Genomic DNA, 15,109 nt, shown 5'->3' with positions numbered 1-15,109 from the left:
GAACGGGCTCCCGCTCACCTCCCGGAGCAGCGGGCGGAGCGGGCCGATCCGGGTTGGCCGTGAAAGCCGCGGGCTAGTTGTGCCGGTTGAGGTGCACGGCCGCCGCGCGGGCGAGCTCGGTGCGGTTGGCGACCTGAAGTTTGGCGTAGATGTGCGCCAGGTGAGTCTTGACCGTGCCACGGCCGACGAACAGGCGGGTGGCGATCTCGGGATTGGACAACCCCTCGGCGGCGAGCTCCACCACTGACCACTCGGCCGGGGTGAGGCTCTCCCATCCGGACTCCGGCCGGCGGCGCGGCCCGCGCGCGCGGGTGGCGTAGCCGACGGCTGCAGGCAGATCCATCGCACGACCGTGCTCCACGGCTCCGTGCAGGGCCGGCTCTTGCAGCCGCGCCCGCAACTCCTCGTCGGCAACGGCGGCATGCAGGAACGGCCGGGGCGCGATCCCGAGGTCGGAGCGGGCGCGCTCGGCGGCGCCCGCGAGCACCCCGGCCGTCTTGGCCACACCGCGCCGCAGGTTGAGCAACGCCAGGGATTCCAGGCTGGCGACACGGCCGAGGACGAGACCGTGGTCGATCCGGATCCGTAGGGCCTCATGGTGCAGGTGCAGCGCTCGCTCGGTGTCGGTCGCGTGGATCAGCAGCGCCAGCTCATCCAGTACGCCCGCGCGGATGCGCGGCATCTGTGTGGTCACCGGCGCATCGGACAGGGCGTGAAGCACCCGTGCCGCGGCCGAGTGGTCGCCTGACCGCCGCAGGGCGACCGCCAGCACCAGCTGGGTCTCGGGCGCGAGCCATTCCTCGGTCGGCTCCTCCTGCCAGCGGCCTTCCCGCCAGCACCACTCCACCGCTTCTCGCGGGCGGTCGTGTTCGAGCGCGAGCATCGCCTTGCAGCGCTCCCAGCCGGTGATGAACGGCAGCCGCCCCGATCCGGTGATCAGGCGATCAATGGGCGCCAGCGCGGCTGTGGCCTCCTCCAGGCGGCCCTGGAGAATGCGGATCTCGGCCAGGACGACCCGGGCCGAGCCGGTCCAGTGCAGATCACGTAAGGGTTCCGCCGTGGTCACGGCACGCTGGGCCAGCTCGTCCGCCCGCTGGAGCGCACCTAACCGGGCGGCGGCCAGCGCCAGCCAGCCCAGGGCGAGGGACCCGACACCCCGGTCGCCGCGCCCGAGAAGCCCTTTCACAGCGCGGTCAAGGCATTCGATCGCCTGACGATAGTCGTCGGCGAGTACGTGCACCAGGCCGATGACCGCCTCGGCGCAGTCCGCGACGGATCCCTCCCCGGCCCGAACCGCCTCGTCCCTGGCCGCCCGGGCCTCCTCCAGCGCCTCGGTGAGGCCCACGGCGAGCTGCCCGAGGGCGGCCAGCGGTCGTGCCGGCAGTCCCGCCGCGGGCGCGCTGGTCTCGGCGGCCATGTTCTGCGCCGCCCGCGCCACCTCGAACGCTTCGACACCCGGCTCGGCGGTGTTGAGCGCCGTTGCCAGCGCCGCCAGGACCTCCGCCTGCAGCGGGCTCCGCTCATCCGCGCCTCGCGCCGCCGCCCGCCGCAGCAGCCGCACCCCCTCGGTGCCCCGTCCCTCCAGGTGCCACAGCCACGCGCAGGCTGCGGCCAGGCGCCGCCCCCGGGTCGGGTCGGCGCGCGACAGCCCCCACTCGATCGCGGCGTGGACGTTGGGGTAGGCGGCGCCCAGTCGCATCCGCCAGGCGTCCTTGTCGGTGTCCAGCAGCGGTGCCAGCCGTTCCAGCAGGGACAGATAGACGTCCAGGTGCAGGTCCCGGGCGGCCGCGTCCTCCTGCGCCTCCTCCAGGCGGGCGAGCGCGTACATCCGGACGACCCCGAGCATCCGGTAGCTGGCCACCGCACCCGTCGTGTCCGCCACGACCAGCGATTTGTCGATCAGCCCCCGTAACCCCTTGAGCAGGCGTTCGCGGCCGGGTCCGCCGAGTGCGGCCAGCCGGGTCACGGCGTCCGCGGTGAAGCCGGGCTCGAACACCCCGATCCGCCGGAACAGCACCCGCTCGTCGTCATCGAGCAGGTCGTGGCTCCAGCTCATCGACCCCTGCAGCGTCCGCTGCCGGAAGGGCGCGGTCCGCGCGCCGCCGTCCAGGAGGGCGAACGGCGCGCTCAGGGAGTCCGCGATCTGCGCCAGCGACAGCGCGCCCGCCCAGCCGGCGGCCAGCTCCAACGCGAGCGGCAGCCGGTCGAGCCGGTCGCAGATCCGCCTCGCCCCGGGACGAGCCGCTGCCCCGCTTGCCGCGTCCGGCGCGCCGGCGCGGACGCGTTCGAGGAACAGCTCCAGCGCATCGGCCAGGCCCATCGGCGGGACCGGCCACACTCGCTCGCCGGCGACGCCGAGCCTGGAGCGACTGGTGGCGAGCACCGCCACGCGCGGGCATTTCGACAGCACCGCCGCGACGACCCTGGCGGCGTCGTCCAGCACGTGCTCGCAGTTGTCGACCACCACGAGGAATTCGCGATCCCGCAGCGCGCTGACCAGCGCCGGCACCGGATCCGGCCCGGCGGGCAGAAGGACGTCCAGCGCCGCCGCCATCCGGCGGGCGACATGACTGCCGTCCGTCTCCTCCTCCAAGTCGACCCAGAACGCCCCCTCCGGCCACGCTTCGGCCGCCGTCTGGCAGACGCGGATCGCCAGCCGGGTCTTTCCGCATCCGCCCGGGCCGGTCAGAGTCAGGACCCGCCCGGCCGTCACCGCGTCGCCGATCGCCGCGAGCTCCGAGGCTCGACCTACAAACGATGACAGCTCTGGCGGAACGTGACGGACAGCAGACATTCCGGGAAGTATGCCAGCGGATCAGCCACCGGTTCACCGGCATCTCTGCCAGCTGGCAGATGTTCCGGGCCTGCCAGGACGACAGGATTGCCGCACACGGCGCCACCGGGTCGCCACGAGCACCAAGGAAAGCAGACATGACGCATAGCCCCGACGTCCAGGCCCGCAAGGTTGTCGCCAACATCGCGCTCTCGCTCGACGGCCGGGTCAACGGCCAGGCCGGCGAGGTGGACATGAGCTGGATCATCCCCCACGCCCTCACCGACGGCGCCCGCGACCACATGGTGCGGGTGACGGGCGCCGCCACCACCGTCCTGCTCGGCCGCAAGAACTACGAGGGCTTCGGCTCCGTCTGGCCGGCGGTCGCCAAGGACGACAGCGCCGACCCCCGGGATCGGGCCTTCGCCCAGTGGCTCGACGAGACCGAGAAGATCGTCTTTTCCTCGACCCGGACGGAGACGCCGTGGCAGAACTCCCGCCTCGCCGACGCCGATCCTGCCGAGGAGGTCAAGCGGCTCCGCCGGCAGCCCGGCGGCGACATCATCGTCCTGGCCAGCAGCAGCGTCATCAAGGCGCTGCTGGCCGGGGAGGGACTGGACCGGCTCAGCATCACGCTCTGCCCGGAACTGGTCGGCGGCGGCGCCCGGCTCTTCCACGACGGCCTGCCCGCCACGTCCTGGTCGCTCACCGACCTGTCGACCACCGAGTCCGACGCGATCTGCCTGATCTACGACCGGATCAGGAACGCGGGCTGACCCCCTTCGCGACGTCGGCCGGTAGGCCGCTGAGCCGGCTCCGCGACGTACCGCCCGCGGCCACGCAGGCTCGGCCGCGGGCCGCGGGAGGGCAGGTGGTCTCCGGACCGACCGCCGATCAGGTGGTACGCATCACGCCGGCCAACGGGTGAGGATGCTGATGCCGAGCATGCGCGCGCCGGTCTCGGTGCGCGGGCGGTGTGTGCTGCCGGGCGCGAACACCACATAACTGCCCGGTCCCAGGCGTTGCCCACGGTCGATGAACTCTCCCGAGATCACGTAGTAGCGTTCCTCTCCCTCGTGCACGTCCACCTCGGGCCACTCGGTCCCCGGGGCGAAGTCATACATCCACCCGCGCGCCCATTCCGTGGTCGGCAGGCGCCGCCGGATGATCCCGGGGACGACCTCCACCGGTTCGACCTCGTCAACGTGCAGGACCTGAACATCACCGGACTTGTGCGTCATGGATCCATCGTCGCGGCGCCGGCCGTACCGGTCTAGCGTCTGAATTGACGCCTTCGGGTACTTTCCTGCCATGAGTGCTCATCGAGTGGTCGCCCTGGTACTGCCACCGCAGTCCACGTTTGAGCTGGCGTGCGCCGCCGAGGTCTTCGGCATGCGCCGCCCCGGTCTGCCCGCCCGTTACGAGTTCGGCGTGTGCGCGGAGCATCCGGGCGCCGTGCCGACCCTGGCGGGCTATGACATGGTGGTCGGCCAGGGGCTGCCCGCGCTGGAGACCGCCGGCACCGTGGTGATCCCCGGCTGGCATCGCCGGGAACAACCCGCCTCACGCGCCGTGATCGACGCCGTACGGCACGCCCACCGGCGCGGCGCCCGCATCGTCGCGATCTGCTCCGGCGCCTTCCTCCTCGCGCAGGCGGGACTGCTGGATCACCGCAGGGCGACCACCCACTGGCGGATGGCCGCCGAGCTCGCCGCCTGCTTCCCCGCCGTTCAGGTCGAGCCGGACACGCTGTACATCGACCTGGGCGACGTCGCCACCAGCGCCGGCACCGCCGCGGGCATCGACCTGTGCCTGCACCTGGCCCGCACCGACCATGGCGCCGCCCACGCCGAGCAGATCGCTCGGCACATGGTCATGCCGCCGCATCGCGAGGGCGGGCAACTGCAGTACGCCGCTCCGGCCCTCACCGGCCACCCGCCGGAGTCTCTGGCCACCATCCTCGACTGGGCCGTCGAACGGCTGCATGAGCCCCTCGCCGTCAGCGACCTCGCCGCGCAGGCCAAGGTCTCCCCGCGCACGCTCGCCCGCAGGTTCGACGACCAGCTAGGCATCGCCCCCGGCCGATGGCTGCTCCAGCAACGCATCATGGCGGCCCGCACCCTTCTGGAAGAAACGGACCTCCCGGTGGAGACGATCGCGACCAGGGTCGGCCTGTCCTCGGCCGCCAACCTCCGCAGACGTTTCCACGCGATGGTGCGCACCACGCCTGCCGCCTACCGCCGCTCCTTCGGCCGCCGTGCCGGCGGCACGCGACCGAGCGCCTGAGGCGCCGATCGCGCCCGCGCAGGAGCTGCGCGGCACACGGGACAAGGCCGTCCCGCAGATCGCCGGCCTGTCCGGCCTGCCGCGCTCCACCGTCTACGGGCACCTCGCCAAGGACATCACCGTGTCTCGCCGGCCGAAGAAACCTCCCGCGAAGGCCTATTGCCCAGGGGATGGCTCAGGCGTACTTTACGTAAAGTACGTACTTGATGATGTGACTGGAGAGGGCGAGTGGAGCAGAGGGAGCGCGAGTTCGTCGACCGGATGGGGCTGGTCTTCGAGCGGTTCGCCGCGACGCGGACGATGGGCCGCATGTACGCGTGGCTGATGATCTGCGACCCGCCGCACCAGTCGCTCACCGAGCTGGCCGCCGACCTCGGCGTGAGCAAGACCGCGGTCAGCACGGTCGCCCGCCAGATGGAGGGGGCCGGAATGCTGGAGCGGGTGCCCGCGCCGGGCCGCGAGCACCGCTATCGGATCGTGCGGGGCGGATGGGCGCACGCCCTCGGGGTCCAGCTCGCCGGCGTGCGGCTCGGCCTGGAGACGCTTGACTTCGGGCTGTCGGTCGTCGGCGAGGACCGGCCCGAACAGCGGGCGCAGGTGGAGGAGTCGAGGCAGTTCTTCGCCTTCATCGAGCACGACGCGGACGGGCTGGTCGAACGCTGGCAGGAATATCGCGACAAGCAGGCGGACGGCACGTATGGAGGCCGATGAACGCGGAGAAGGTGGATTTCACCGGCATCGGTGACGAGGGGATCACCTGGCCCCCGCTCGGCACCCTCCACCTGCGGGCGTACGGGAGCCGGCTGCCGGCGCCGATCCTCGGCGACCGCTGCGCGGCCGAGGCCGTCGAGCGCATCGACCACGACTTCGCCAAGCTCAGCCGCCGCCTCGACCCGGAGGGCAACCAGTTCCTCGTGGGCCTGCGGGCCTCCTTCGGAAAGCACTGCCGCAGGATCCCGGTAGGCCGCCACCGCGTGCTCAACCGGCTGATCAACGCCGTCCCGGCGCTGCGGAACATGGGCCACACCTACCGGTTCACGTTCGGCCGACCACCATCAAAGGAGGGGCGATGACCGACATCGTCGAGCGGTACCACATCCCTGAGCAGCACTTCTGGCTGCGCGGCCCCCGATCGGGCCCGCCCGTCGAGCACGACGCCACCACCGGCATATGGAACGTCCACGGCTTCCCCGAGGCGCAGGAGCTCCTCGGCGACCCCGCGACGTACTCCTCCGACACCATGCGCGTGATCCCCAAGGGCCTGATGCCGGAGGCCGAGGAGTTCTCGCTGGAGGGCTTCATCACCCAGCTCGACCCGCCCGAGCACGGCAAGCTGCGCAAGCTGGTGACCAGCGCGTTCACCCGCAGGGTCGTGGCGGAGCTCGAACCCAGGATCGCCGCGCTCACCGGCGAGCTGCTGGACGGGGCACGCGAGCGCGGGCGGCTGGAGCTGGTGACCGATCTGGCCTACCCGCTCCCCGTCATCGTCATCGCCGAGCTGCTGGGGGTGCCCAGCAGCGACCGCGCCCTGTTCAAGAAGTGGGCAGACGCGCTGTTCGAGCGCGACGCCAAGATCTCGCTCACCGAGCCGGCCGAGAAGCAGGACGCGGCCCTGCGGGCCACGCTCGGACCGTGGCAGGAGATGAGCGCCTACCTGGCCGCGCACGCCGCGGAACGCCGGCGTCACCCGCGGGCCGACCTGCTCACCCGGCTGGTCGAGGCCGAGGTGGACGGCGAGCACCTGCCGGCGGAGCAGGTGGTCAACTTCGCGATCGTACTGCTGCTCGCCGGGCACATCACCACCACGATGCTGCTCGGCAACACGGTGCTGTGCCTCGACGCCTTCCCCGAGCAGCAGAAGCGGGCCCGCGCCGACCGCGCCCTGATCCCGGCCGTCATCGAGGAGTCGCTGCGCCTGTTCACCCCGTTCGCCGCGCTGGGCCGCGCCACCACCCGCGAGACCGAGTTGGGCGGTGTGACGATCCCGGCCGACCAGCTCATCATGGCCTGGCTCGGCTCGGCCAACAGGGACCCGAGGCAGTTCCCCGACCCGGGCGTCTTCGACCCCGGCCGCGATCCCAACCCGCATCTGGCCTTCGGCCGCGGCATCCACTTCTGCCTGGGCGCGCCGCTGGCCCGCCTGGAGGGGCGGGTCGCGCTGAACGTCCTGCTCGACCGGTTCGACGTCCTGCGCGCCGACCCGGACGATCCGGTGCAGTTCATGCCCACACCGACCATGACGGGCGTGCGCCGCCTGACGCTGGCCTGACCACGTCGCTCAGCGGCGGTCCGACCGCGCGCGGAAGCCTCCCGGTGCCGGCCGGGAGGCTTCCGGGTGATCAGCGACCGGGTCAACTGGTGCTGCGCGGGAAGTCGCGGATGGCGTTGCCCGCCCGCTCGGCGATCGACGCCAGGTGCTCGGCCAGGAGCGGCGGGTCGAGCAGGGTGTAGTCCATGGGCAGCAGGGTCAGGCGGTAGGCCAGGTAGTGGGGCGCGTCGGGGTGGGTGCGCAGCCGGCAGGTGTGCTCGTCGACAGGCTCCAGCTCGCCCTGCCAGGCGGGGACCTGCTCGGCGGCCCGCTCGAACGGCGTGTGCAGGAGCACTGTGGCCCGGATGGAGCCCGCCGCGATCGCCTGCTTCACCCAGGTGAGAGCGTCGACGCCGCCGGGCAGCTCGCGGGCGGGCAGGTGGACACCGGTGCGCTGGACGTCGGTGAGACGGTCCAGGCGGAAGGAGCGCCAGGCGGAGCGCTCGGCGTCGAAGGCGACCAGATACCACAGCCGCCCCGAGGCCACCAGCCGGTGCGGCTCCACCAGGCGGCGGCTGCTCTGGCCGCTGGCCGTGGTGTAGGCGAAACGGACCCTCTCGTGGATGACGCAGGCAGCCGCGAGCGCGGCCAGGTCCTCGGCGTCGGTGGTGGGTCCCGGGGTGGGCGGCAGGATGACAGTCGCGCGGGAGAGCGAGGCCACCCGGCGGCGCAGCCGTTGCGGCAGGAGCTGTTCCAGCTTGGCCAGGGCGCGCAGCGAGGTCTCCTCCACCCCCGCGACGGCCGCGGTGGCGGCGGTGCGCAACCCGATGGCGATGGCGACGGCCTCCTCGTCGTCCAGCAGCAGCGGCGGCATGGCCGTACCGGCGGTGAGGCGGTAGCCGCCGATGTTGCCCTGGGCGGCGTGCACGGGATAGCCGAGCTCGCGCAGCCGGTCGATGTCGCGGCGGATGGTGCGGGTGGTGACGCCGAGCCGGTCCGCCAGTTCGGTGCCGGGCCACTCTTTCGGGGTCTGCAGCAGGGACAGCAGTTGCAGCAGCCGGCCAGATGGATCGCGCATGACTTCACTCTGCCGCACTGCTAGGACATTCACTGACCTATTAAGAGTCTACTCTTCAGTTATCAAGCGAACGGCAAGGGAGAACACCATGTTGCGCGGAATGACCACCATCAGCTACTGGGCCGAGGACCACGCGGAGGCCGTCCGCTGGTACACCGAACTGCTGGGCATGAGCCCCTACTTCGAGCGGCCCGGATACGCCGAGTTCCGCGTCGGTGACTTCCAGCACGAGCTGGGCCTGATCGACAGCCGCTACGCCCCCGAGGGCGCGGCGAGCGGCCCGGCGGGCGTGATCGTGTACTGGCACGTCGACGACGTGGCGGCCACGGTGGAGCGGCTCATCTCGATGGGCGCGAAGGTGTACGACCCGCTCACCGAGCGCGGCCCCGGGTTCGTGACCGCCTCGGTGGTCGACCCCTTCGGCAACATCCTGGGCGTCATGTACAACGCTCACTACCTGAAGGTCGTGGAGTCGGCCCGATGAGCGCGGAGGAGGAGGTCCTCACCTTCGAGGACGCCGCTCAGTGGGAATCCTGGCTGGCCGGGCACCACGACGGAGGGACGGGCGTCTGGCTGAAGATCGCCAAGAAGGGGTCGGGTGCGACCTCGGTGACGCAGCCGCAGGCGCTGGCCGCCTGCCTGTGTTACGGCTGGATCGACAGTCACCGCCGCTCCTTCGACGAGAAGTTCTACCTGCAGCGATACTCGCGGCGCCGTACCGGCAGCCCGTGGTCGCAGATGAACGTCGAGCAGGCGGAGGCGCTGATCGCCGAGGGGCGGATGCGCCCCCCGGGGGCCGCGGAGATCGCCTCCGCCCAGGCGGACGGGCGGTGGAGCGCCGCCTACCCCTCCCAGCGCAACGCCACCGCCCCGCCCGACCTGGTCGCGGCGCTGGAGGAGCACCCCAGGGCCAGAGCCGCCTACGACTGCCTGGGCAGGACGGGCCAGTACGCCGTGATCCTGCGCCTGGCCAAGACCCGCACCCCCCGGAGCAGGGCCACCTGCCTGGCCACGGTGATCGCAGGACTGGAGGCCTGACCCGGCGCCCGAAAAACAACGTCCGATCATGCACGGGGCCGTAAGGCGTCAGGCGGGAGCGGAATTCGGAAGGTCCTCGGGCGGGGCCGTGGTCTCCACCGCCGCCAGCAGGAGGTTGACGCCGAAGGCGTAGTAGGCGTCGATGTCGGGAGGGTCGGAGAGGGTGGTGGCGAAGGCGGCCAGGTGGGGGTAACGACCGGGGGGCAGGCGTTCCAGGTCGAGGCGGTGCTGCCGCCTGAGCTCCGCGGCCTCCTCCCCGTCGCCTCCCACGCCGCCGGGCTGGCAGGAGACCATCGCCGTGGCCCCCAGGAGCAGGTAGGTGGCCACCTGGTCGGCTTGCTGGAGCGTGAACCCGGCCTCGGTGAGCAGCCCGATCGCGGTGTCGGTGGCCCGGCGGTATCCCTCGGTCGCGCTCTTGTCGATCATCGGTAGCAGGGTGGACAGGTATGGGTGCGCGCGGGTCTGCTCCACCAGCGCGGTGACCATCGCCCGGAGACGCCGGTCCCAGGACCGGTCCGGATCCGCGTCGGCGACGAGCGCCGCGAGCAGGCGGTCGGCGAGCGCGGAAAGCAGTTCGTCCTTGTTCTTGACATGCCAGTACAGCGCCGTCGGCGCGACGCCGAGCTCGGCGGCCAGCCGGCGGATGGTGACCGCTTGGAGTCCGTCGGTGTCGGCGATCTTCATCGCCCGCTCGACGACGGCCTGACGGGTCAGTTTCTCTGCAGCCACTTGACAACCATATGTGGCGCAGGCTCTCATGTACAGCGTTAATGGACGCTGTACATGAACGCTGTTCAGGAGAGGTAGGAGGCCCCGCCCGGTGCCGGCCGACAGCTCGGAAGGATGTTCGCCAGGATGACGGTCCGCCATCCGTTGTTCGCGCGCCGCTACCCGCGCGTCAGCGATTACGAGGACGCCCACGGAGCGCTCGCACACCGCCGGGAACTGCTCGCCGGGGCCGGCGGCCGGGTCCTGGAGATCGGAGCCGGGCACGGCGCCAACTTCCGCCACTACCCGCCCGCCGTGCGGCAGGTCATCGCCGTCGAACCCGAGCCGCAGCTGTGCCTGCTGGCCGAACGCGCCGCCGCCCACGCGCCCGTACCCGTACAGGTCCACCCGGGCCACGCCGAGCACCTGCCGCTGCCGGACGACTCGGTCGATGCCGTCGTGGCCTCCCAGGTGCTGTGCTCGGTCCGCGATGTCCCCCGTTGCCTGGCCGAAGCGGCCCGCGTGCTGCGCCCCGGCGGTCACCTGTACTTCTACGAGCACATCCGCTCGTCGCGTCCGGATCTCGCGCGGACGCAGCGCGCCCTGGACCTGGTCTGGCCGTTGCAGGGGGCAGGCTGCCACCTCGCCCGCGACACCGAGCGGGCCATCACCGACGCGGGATTCGCCATCGACCGGGCCCGGCATTTCGATTTCCTCATCGACGGCCGCGCCGGGCCCAGCTCTCCCCGCGTGATCGGGACGGCGACGGTCGGATGAGGGCGTAGGCCGCGTGCCATGCGCGCGTCCCACCGGCGCGATCTGTCCGCTTCTCCCCCGCCGCCGGTCCGGCCCCGTGCCCGCCGGGAGGACCCCGATGGGCACGCCGTCCGGGCGCGACCGTGTCCGAGTACGGGGTCGAGCCCGGCGCGCCGCCGGTGAATGCTCAGAAGACGTTGTGCTTCCGGGGCAGATCCACGACGCCCGCCAGCGCCAGCACGCCGAACACGATCAGGACGGCGGCGAGGACGCCGATCAGGAGCCAGGCGATCGGGTGGCCGAGGTTGAGCGTCCACGAGGAGGAGGCGAGGCGGGAGTGCACGAGGAGGGCCGGGTCGCGGCGGTTGACGTAGACGGCGCCGGCGAGGAACCAGTGGCGGTCGTCGTCGCGCTGGCCGATCCCGGAGTCCTCCTGCTCCTCCCCCGGCAGGGCGGGCAGCCGGTGCCCGGCCTGGCCGACCTTGGTCTCCCAGACCAGCCAGCCGCCCAGCATCGCGACGAGCGGGACGTAGACGCCCACCTGCCAGATGATCGTGGGGTCGACGATCTCCCACAGCGGCAGCGCCGCGAGGAACAGGCTCAGGTTCAGGCAGGCCGCCGACAGCAGCGACATCACCGCGACGCCGCGCAGGTAGACGCGGTAACGGCGGGCCGAGCCCCTGGGCCTGGCGGCGTCGAGGTCGGGACGGGCGCGCAGCACGACCAGGACCGCGGCGAGGACGATCAGGATGACGGCGATCTGGTAGATCACCGGCTGGAAGGCGCTCACGAGGGTCGTGGGCACCCGCTCCGTGGAGGTCGCGCCGTACCCGGGAAACAGCGGCAGCGTGGCGGGCAGCCCGCCGTAGCGTGACCAGCCAGTGCCCCCGGTCAGCAGCAGAACGGCCAGGGCGGGCAGCCCCCACGGCCACGGCACGCGGACCGGGTCGGTGCGGAAGGTGGTGTCCACGGTGACGCCCTGACGCCGCCCGGCCGCCCACTCACCGGCGTGCTTGGCGGCGCGGACCCTGCGATGAGCCCGGTGGTACAGCAGCAGGTCCACGACGAGCACCGCCGTCGTGGTGACGCCGATCACGGCCGGAGATCCGGTGACCAGCAGCACGAGGATCGAGACCGCCACGACGATCGCGGCCGCCACGACGACCAGGCGGGCGTAGGACCGCCGCGCCGCGATGACGACGGGATCGCCCGCCCGCTCGATGCCCACGCGCACTCCGAACGGCAGCGTGGGCCTGGCCAGCGCCGGCAGGGCCAGCATGAAGGACGTCACCAGTGCGACGAGGATCAGGTCGGCGCCGAGCAACGGGATCACGCCGTCTCCTCGAAGCCGATCAGCAGGGCCTCGCACCGGCGCAGCACATCCTGCCGGTCCATGCCGTGAACAGTGGCTTCCGCCAGCAGCACGCGCATGCGTTCCTCCCAGTCGTCGATAAAGGGTGCCTCGGGCGGGCCGGTGTCGGCATCGCGCCGCACGACCGCGCCACTCTTGCGGTTGATCCGGATCACGCCCTGCTGTCGCAGCAGGTCATAGGCCTTGTTCACGGTATGGAAGTTGACGCCGAAGTCCGCGGCGAGTTGCCGCGTGGAGGGTAGCGGGTCACCTTCCCGCGCCTGCCGTCTGGCGATCGCCTCCACGATCCGGTCCCGGATCTGCTGGTAGATCGGGACCTCGCTGTCGAGGTCAAGGGTCAGCTGCACACCATCACTCTATCTGATATACAACTAATAGAACAGATAGCACTTGGAGAACACATCATGTTGCAGACAGAGATTCACCAGGGAACACTGACCGTGCGCTTCGCCCCGTGGACACGGCCGTTCAGCAGGACCGGCGCGGTGAGCGTGCCACTGACGGCCATCGGCGGGGTGCACCGGCTCGACCGGCCGCTCGCGGCCGCCAAGGGCAGGCACTACGGCCTGCGCTTCTCCGGCGTCATCAAGATCGGCGCCTGGGCGTCCCCGACCGGCGTCAAGCGCCTGGTCGCCGCCCGGCGGGAGGTCTCCGGCCTGCGGATCGTCCTGAAGAGCCGGGTGTCGGGCTACGACGAGCTGATCCTCAGCGTTCCGGACGCCGAGCGGCTCCAGCGGCAGCTGACGGCGGTGACGGCGTGAACATCGAGGCCCGTGGCCTGACCAAGACGTTCGGGCCGGTGAGCGCCGTCACCGACCTCAGTTTCGAGGTCGAAGCAGGCGTCGTGACCGGATTCCTGGGGCCGAACGGCGCCGGCAAGTCCACCACCATGCGGATGATGCTGGGCCTGGTCGCGGCGGACTCCGGCACCGCCACGTTCGGCGGCAGGCGCTACGCCGACCTGCCCCGTCCGTCCGACACCGTCGGCGCCGTGCTGGACAGCGCGGGCTTCCACCCCGCCCACACCGCCCGCGACCACCTGCGGGTCTACGCCCGCATGGGCCGGTACGGCGCAGGCCGGGTGAGGCGGGTCGCCGACCTGACCGGGGTGTCGGCCTTCGCCGACCGCCCGACGCGCACCCTGTCCACCGGCATGCGGCAACGCCTCAGCCTGGCCACCGCGCTGCTCGGCGATCCCCAGGTGCTGTTGCTGGACGAACCGAGCAACGGCCTGGATCCCGAAGGCATCGCCTGGCTGCGCCACTTCGTCCGCGACCTGGCCGCCGAAGGCCGCACCATCCTCGTCTCCAGCCATGTCCTCGGCGAGATCGAACACATGGCCGACCACGTCGTGGTGATCCGCGACGGGCGCCTGGTCGCCACGGGGCCCATCACCGAGCTGTACGGCACGGCGGCCGTGCTGGTCCGCTCCCCGCAGGCGGACCTGTTCTCAGCCAGGCTGGCGGAGAACGGGATCCGGGTGGAGCGGCCGGGGCCGGACCTGCTGCGCGTCCTCGGTCCGAGCACCGCCGAGGTCGCCGCCGCGGCCGCCGCCCACGGCATCGCCCTGCACGAGATCACCCCCGAACGCCCCACCCTCGAGCAGACCTTCCTGCACCTCACCGGAGGTTCCCGATGACCGCGCTCCTGGCAGCGGAATGGACGCGCCTGACCAGCACCAGACTCTGGCTGTGGGGAATACTCGCCGCCCTGGGCAGCGGAACTCTCGTCGGCCTGCTCGCGCTCGTCGGCCCGGAGAACTTCACCCCTCCGATGCCCGGGCTGGAGACCGCCCAGGGCACACACATGCTGCTGGGCCTGCTCGGGTTCACCGTCTTCGCCCCCGCCCTGCTCGGCACCGTCGCGGTGTCCTCGGAGTACCGGCACCGGACCATCACCACCACGACGCTGTACGCCCCCAGGCGCTGGACCTGGCTCGCGGCCAAACTGGCGGTCCACAGCGGGGCCGGGCTCGCCTACGGCGCGCTCGCCGCGGCCGTGGCAGGCGGCGCCCTCTTCGGCGCGGCCGCGCTCAAGGGCATCGCTCTCGGCCTCCCGGCCGTCACGGTCGCGGTCCTGCTGGGCCGTATCGCCCTCACCATGGCGGTCTACACCCTGCTGGGGGTCGCCGTGGGCGCCCTCCTCCGTAACCAGGTGGCCGCCCTCGTCGTGGTCGGCGCCTACTTCTACATGATCGAGACCGTGCTGATGGTCATCCCCGGGATCAACGTGCTCTACCCCTACCTCCCGGGCGGCGCCACCGCCGCGCTGACCGGCTTCACCTACCTGGCAGACGCCGTCGCCGACCAGACCGGCACCTCCGCGACCCAGCTGCTGTCCGCCCCGGCGGGCGGCGCCGTACTGATCTGCTACGCCCTGGTCGCGGTCGCCATCGCCGTCGTGGCGCCGTTGCGGCGGGACATCATGTGAGCGTCCGTACGACCGAGGCCGCCGGGACCTTCGAGATCTCACGGTCCACGGCGTACGGCATCCCGGCCGCCGGACCCAGGCGGCTCGGGGCCAGTTCGTCGTGCTGGTCGAGCACCTCCGGGCAGCGCAGGTCGGTGCGGTTGACGCCCCGTCCAACCGCCCGTCGCGCCAGGGCCTTGCCGGCCATCGCTCCCCCGGCGGCGGCTCTGGGCGCGCCGGGCGGTCTCGCCGCCTCCTCGACGGCCGTCACCGTCGCATCAGCGCGTGGACGCGCATCGAGCGCCCGTGGATCACGGGCCGCAGACCGGAAGGTGGCGGCGACCTGACATGTCCACTGTCCGCCAGGCGCGGTCGTAGCGGCGCCGGTCCCTCCTTGGCGAAGCTTTTCCTGCCGGTGCCGACCCCCCTACCGGCAGGAAG

18 protein-coding genes are annotated in these 15,109 nt (G+C 71.8%); 11 read left to right on the top strand and 7 right to left on the bottom strand.

The window, feature by feature from the left end:
- Window positions 1-73: 73 nt before the first annotated feature.
- Window positions 74-2,794, bottom strand: coding sequence for a helix-turn-helix transcriptional regulator (locus ACZ6R6_RS36405; RefSeq protein ID WP_470101205.1), 2,721 nt, complete (start codon window positions 2,792-2,794; stop codon window positions 74-76).
- A 137-nt stretch (window positions 2,795-2,931) separates the two neighbouring features.
- Between ACZ6R6_RS36405 and ACZ6R6_RS36400 the strand changes: the two genes are divergently transcribed.
- The gene (locus ACZ6R6_RS36400) at window positions 2,932-3,549 is read left to right on the top strand and encodes a dihydrofolate reductase family protein (protein WP_470101203.1); all 618 of its coding nucleotides are present in this window, start codon (window positions 2,932-2,934) and stop codon (window positions 3,547-3,549) included.
- 132 nt (window positions 3,550-3,681) lie between these two features.
- Here the strand turns inward: ACZ6R6_RS36400 and ACZ6R6_RS36395 are convergent, their stop codons facing one another.
- Complete coding sequence (locus tag ACZ6R6_RS36395; RefSeq protein ID WP_470101201.1) at window positions 3,682-4,014, bottom strand: cupin domain-containing protein; 333 nt, start codon at window positions 4,012-4,014, stop codon at window positions 3,682-3,684.
- Between the two features lie 70 nt (window positions 4,015-4,084).
- Between ACZ6R6_RS36395 and ACZ6R6_RS36390 the strand changes: the two genes are divergently transcribed.
- The 4 genes from ACZ6R6_RS36390 (at window position 4,085) to ACZ6R6_RS36375 (ending at window position 7,328) form a co-directional block, all read left to right on the top strand.
- Window positions 4,085-5,059, top strand: a complete 975-nt coding sequence (locus ACZ6R6_RS36390; RefSeq protein ID WP_470101199.1) for a helix-turn-helix domain-containing protein — start codon at window positions 4,085-4,087, stop codon at window positions 5,057-5,059.
- Between the two features lie 228 nt (window positions 5,060-5,287).
- A complete protein-coding gene (locus tag ACZ6R6_RS36385) occupies window positions 5,288-5,770 on the top strand; it encodes a GbsR/MarR family transcriptional regulator (RefSeq protein ID WP_470101197.1) in 483 nt (160 codons plus the stop codon).
- Window positions 5,767-6,132, top strand: coding sequence for a hypothetical protein (locus ACZ6R6_RS36380; RefSeq protein WP_470101195.1), 366 nt, complete (start codon window positions 5,767-5,769; stop codon window positions 6,130-6,132). Before ACZ6R6_RS36385 ends, ACZ6R6_RS36380 begins: the two co-directional genes overlap by 4 nt.
- The gene (locus tag ACZ6R6_RS36375; protein ID WP_470101193.1) at window positions 6,129-7,328 is read left to right on the top strand and encodes a cytochrome P450; all 1,200 of its coding nucleotides are present in this window, start codon (window positions 6,129-6,131) and stop codon (window positions 7,326-7,328) included. The genes ACZ6R6_RS36380 and ACZ6R6_RS36375 overlap by 4 nt, the downstream gene beginning before the upstream one ends.
- 82 nt (window positions 7,329-7,410) lie before the next feature.
- On the opposite strand, the gene ACZ6R6_RS36370 is transcribed toward ACZ6R6_RS36375, so the two are convergent.
- Window positions 7,411-8,385, bottom strand: a complete 975-nt coding sequence (locus ACZ6R6_RS36370) for a helix-turn-helix transcriptional regulator (RefSeq protein ID WP_470101191.1) — start codon at window positions 8,383-8,385, stop codon at window positions 7,411-7,413.
- A gap of 100 nt (window positions 8,386-8,485) precedes the next feature.
- On the opposite strand from ACZ6R6_RS36370, the gene ACZ6R6_RS36365 reads away from it, so the two are divergent.
- Both ACZ6R6_RS36365 and ACZ6R6_RS36360 read left to right on the top strand, forming a co-directional pair.
- Window positions 8,486-8,869 carry a VOC family protein gene (locus tag ACZ6R6_RS36365; RefSeq protein ID WP_470101189.1) on the top strand — a complete coding sequence of 128 codons (384 nt, stop codon included), beginning with the start codon at window positions 8,486-8,488 and terminating at the stop codon, window positions 8,867-8,869.
- Window positions 8,866-9,423, top strand: a complete 558-nt coding sequence (locus tag ACZ6R6_RS36360) for a YdeI/OmpD-associated family protein (RefSeq protein WP_470101187.1) — start codon at window positions 8,866-8,868, stop codon at window positions 9,421-9,423. Before ACZ6R6_RS36365 ends, ACZ6R6_RS36360 begins: the two co-directional genes overlap by 4 nt.
- 48 nt (window positions 9,424-9,471) lie before the next feature.
- Here the strand turns inward: ACZ6R6_RS36360 and ACZ6R6_RS36355 are convergent, their stop codons facing one another.
- Window positions 9,472-10,152 (bottom strand): TetR/AcrR family transcriptional regulator, encoded by a 681-nt coding sequence (locus tag ACZ6R6_RS36355; protein ID WP_470101185.1) that lies wholly within the window; start codon window positions 10,150-10,152, stop codon window positions 9,472-9,474.
- Window positions 10,153-10,278: 126 nt separating this feature from the next.
- Here ACZ6R6_RS36355 and ACZ6R6_RS36350 point away from each other — a divergent pair, with 126 nt between their 5' ends.
- Window positions 10,279-10,908, top strand: coding sequence for a class I SAM-dependent methyltransferase (locus ACZ6R6_RS36350; protein ID WP_470101183.1), 630 nt, complete (start codon window positions 10,279-10,281; stop codon window positions 10,906-10,908).
- A gap of 166 nt (window positions 10,909-11,074) precedes the next feature.
- Here the strand turns inward: ACZ6R6_RS36350 and ACZ6R6_RS36345 are convergent, their stop codons facing one another.
- Both ACZ6R6_RS36345 and ACZ6R6_RS36340 read right to left on the bottom strand, forming a co-directional pair.
- Entirely contained in the window at window positions 11,075-12,220 is a 1,146-nt protein-coding gene (locus tag ACZ6R6_RS36345) for a DUF1648 domain-containing protein (protein ID WP_470101181.1), read from the bottom strand.
- Window positions 12,217-12,606: a GntR family transcriptional regulator gene (locus ACZ6R6_RS36340; RefSeq protein ID WP_306873181.1), complete on the bottom strand. Its 390-nt coding sequence runs from the start codon at window positions 12,604-12,606 to the stop codon at window positions 12,217-12,219. Before ACZ6R6_RS36340 ends, ACZ6R6_RS36345 begins: the two co-directional genes overlap by 4 nt.
- Window positions 12,607-12,663: 57 nt before the next feature.
- On the opposite strand from ACZ6R6_RS36340, the gene ACZ6R6_RS36335 reads away from it, so the two are divergent.
- Genes ACZ6R6_RS36335 through ACZ6R6_RS36325 form a run of 3 tightly spaced genes read left to right on the top strand, consistent with a single transcriptional unit; the run spans window position 12,664 to window position 14,689 of the window.
- Complete coding sequence (locus ACZ6R6_RS36335) at window positions 12,664-13,020, top strand: hypothetical protein (protein WP_470101179.1); 357 nt, start codon at window positions 12,664-12,666, stop codon at window positions 13,018-13,020.
- Complete coding sequence (locus ACZ6R6_RS36330) at window positions 13,017-13,898, top strand: ABC transporter ATP-binding protein (RefSeq protein ID WP_470101177.1); 882 nt, start codon at window positions 13,017-13,019, stop codon at window positions 13,896-13,898. Before ACZ6R6_RS36335 ends, ACZ6R6_RS36330 begins: the two co-directional genes overlap by 4 nt.
- Window positions 13,895-14,689 (top strand): ABC transporter permease, encoded by a 795-nt coding sequence (locus ACZ6R6_RS36325; protein WP_470101176.1) that lies wholly within the window; start codon window positions 13,895-13,897, stop codon window positions 14,687-14,689. Before ACZ6R6_RS36330 ends, ACZ6R6_RS36325 begins: the two co-directional genes overlap by 4 nt.
- Here the strand turns inward: ACZ6R6_RS36325 and ACZ6R6_RS36320 are convergent.
- Window positions 14,682-14,939 (bottom strand): hypothetical protein, encoded by a 258-nt coding sequence (locus tag ACZ6R6_RS36320; protein WP_470101174.1) that lies wholly within the window; start codon window positions 14,937-14,939, stop codon window positions 14,682-14,684. The genes ACZ6R6_RS36325 and ACZ6R6_RS36320 overlap by 8 nt on opposite strands.
- Between the last annotated feature and the right edge of the window lie 170 nt (window positions 14,940-15,109).

The sequence above is a fragment of the Streptosporangium sp. NPDC048886 genome (assembly GCF_055586905.1).
Note: the sequence above shows the minus strand (reverse complement) of the source record. Positions and strands in the feature narration are given on the sequence as shown.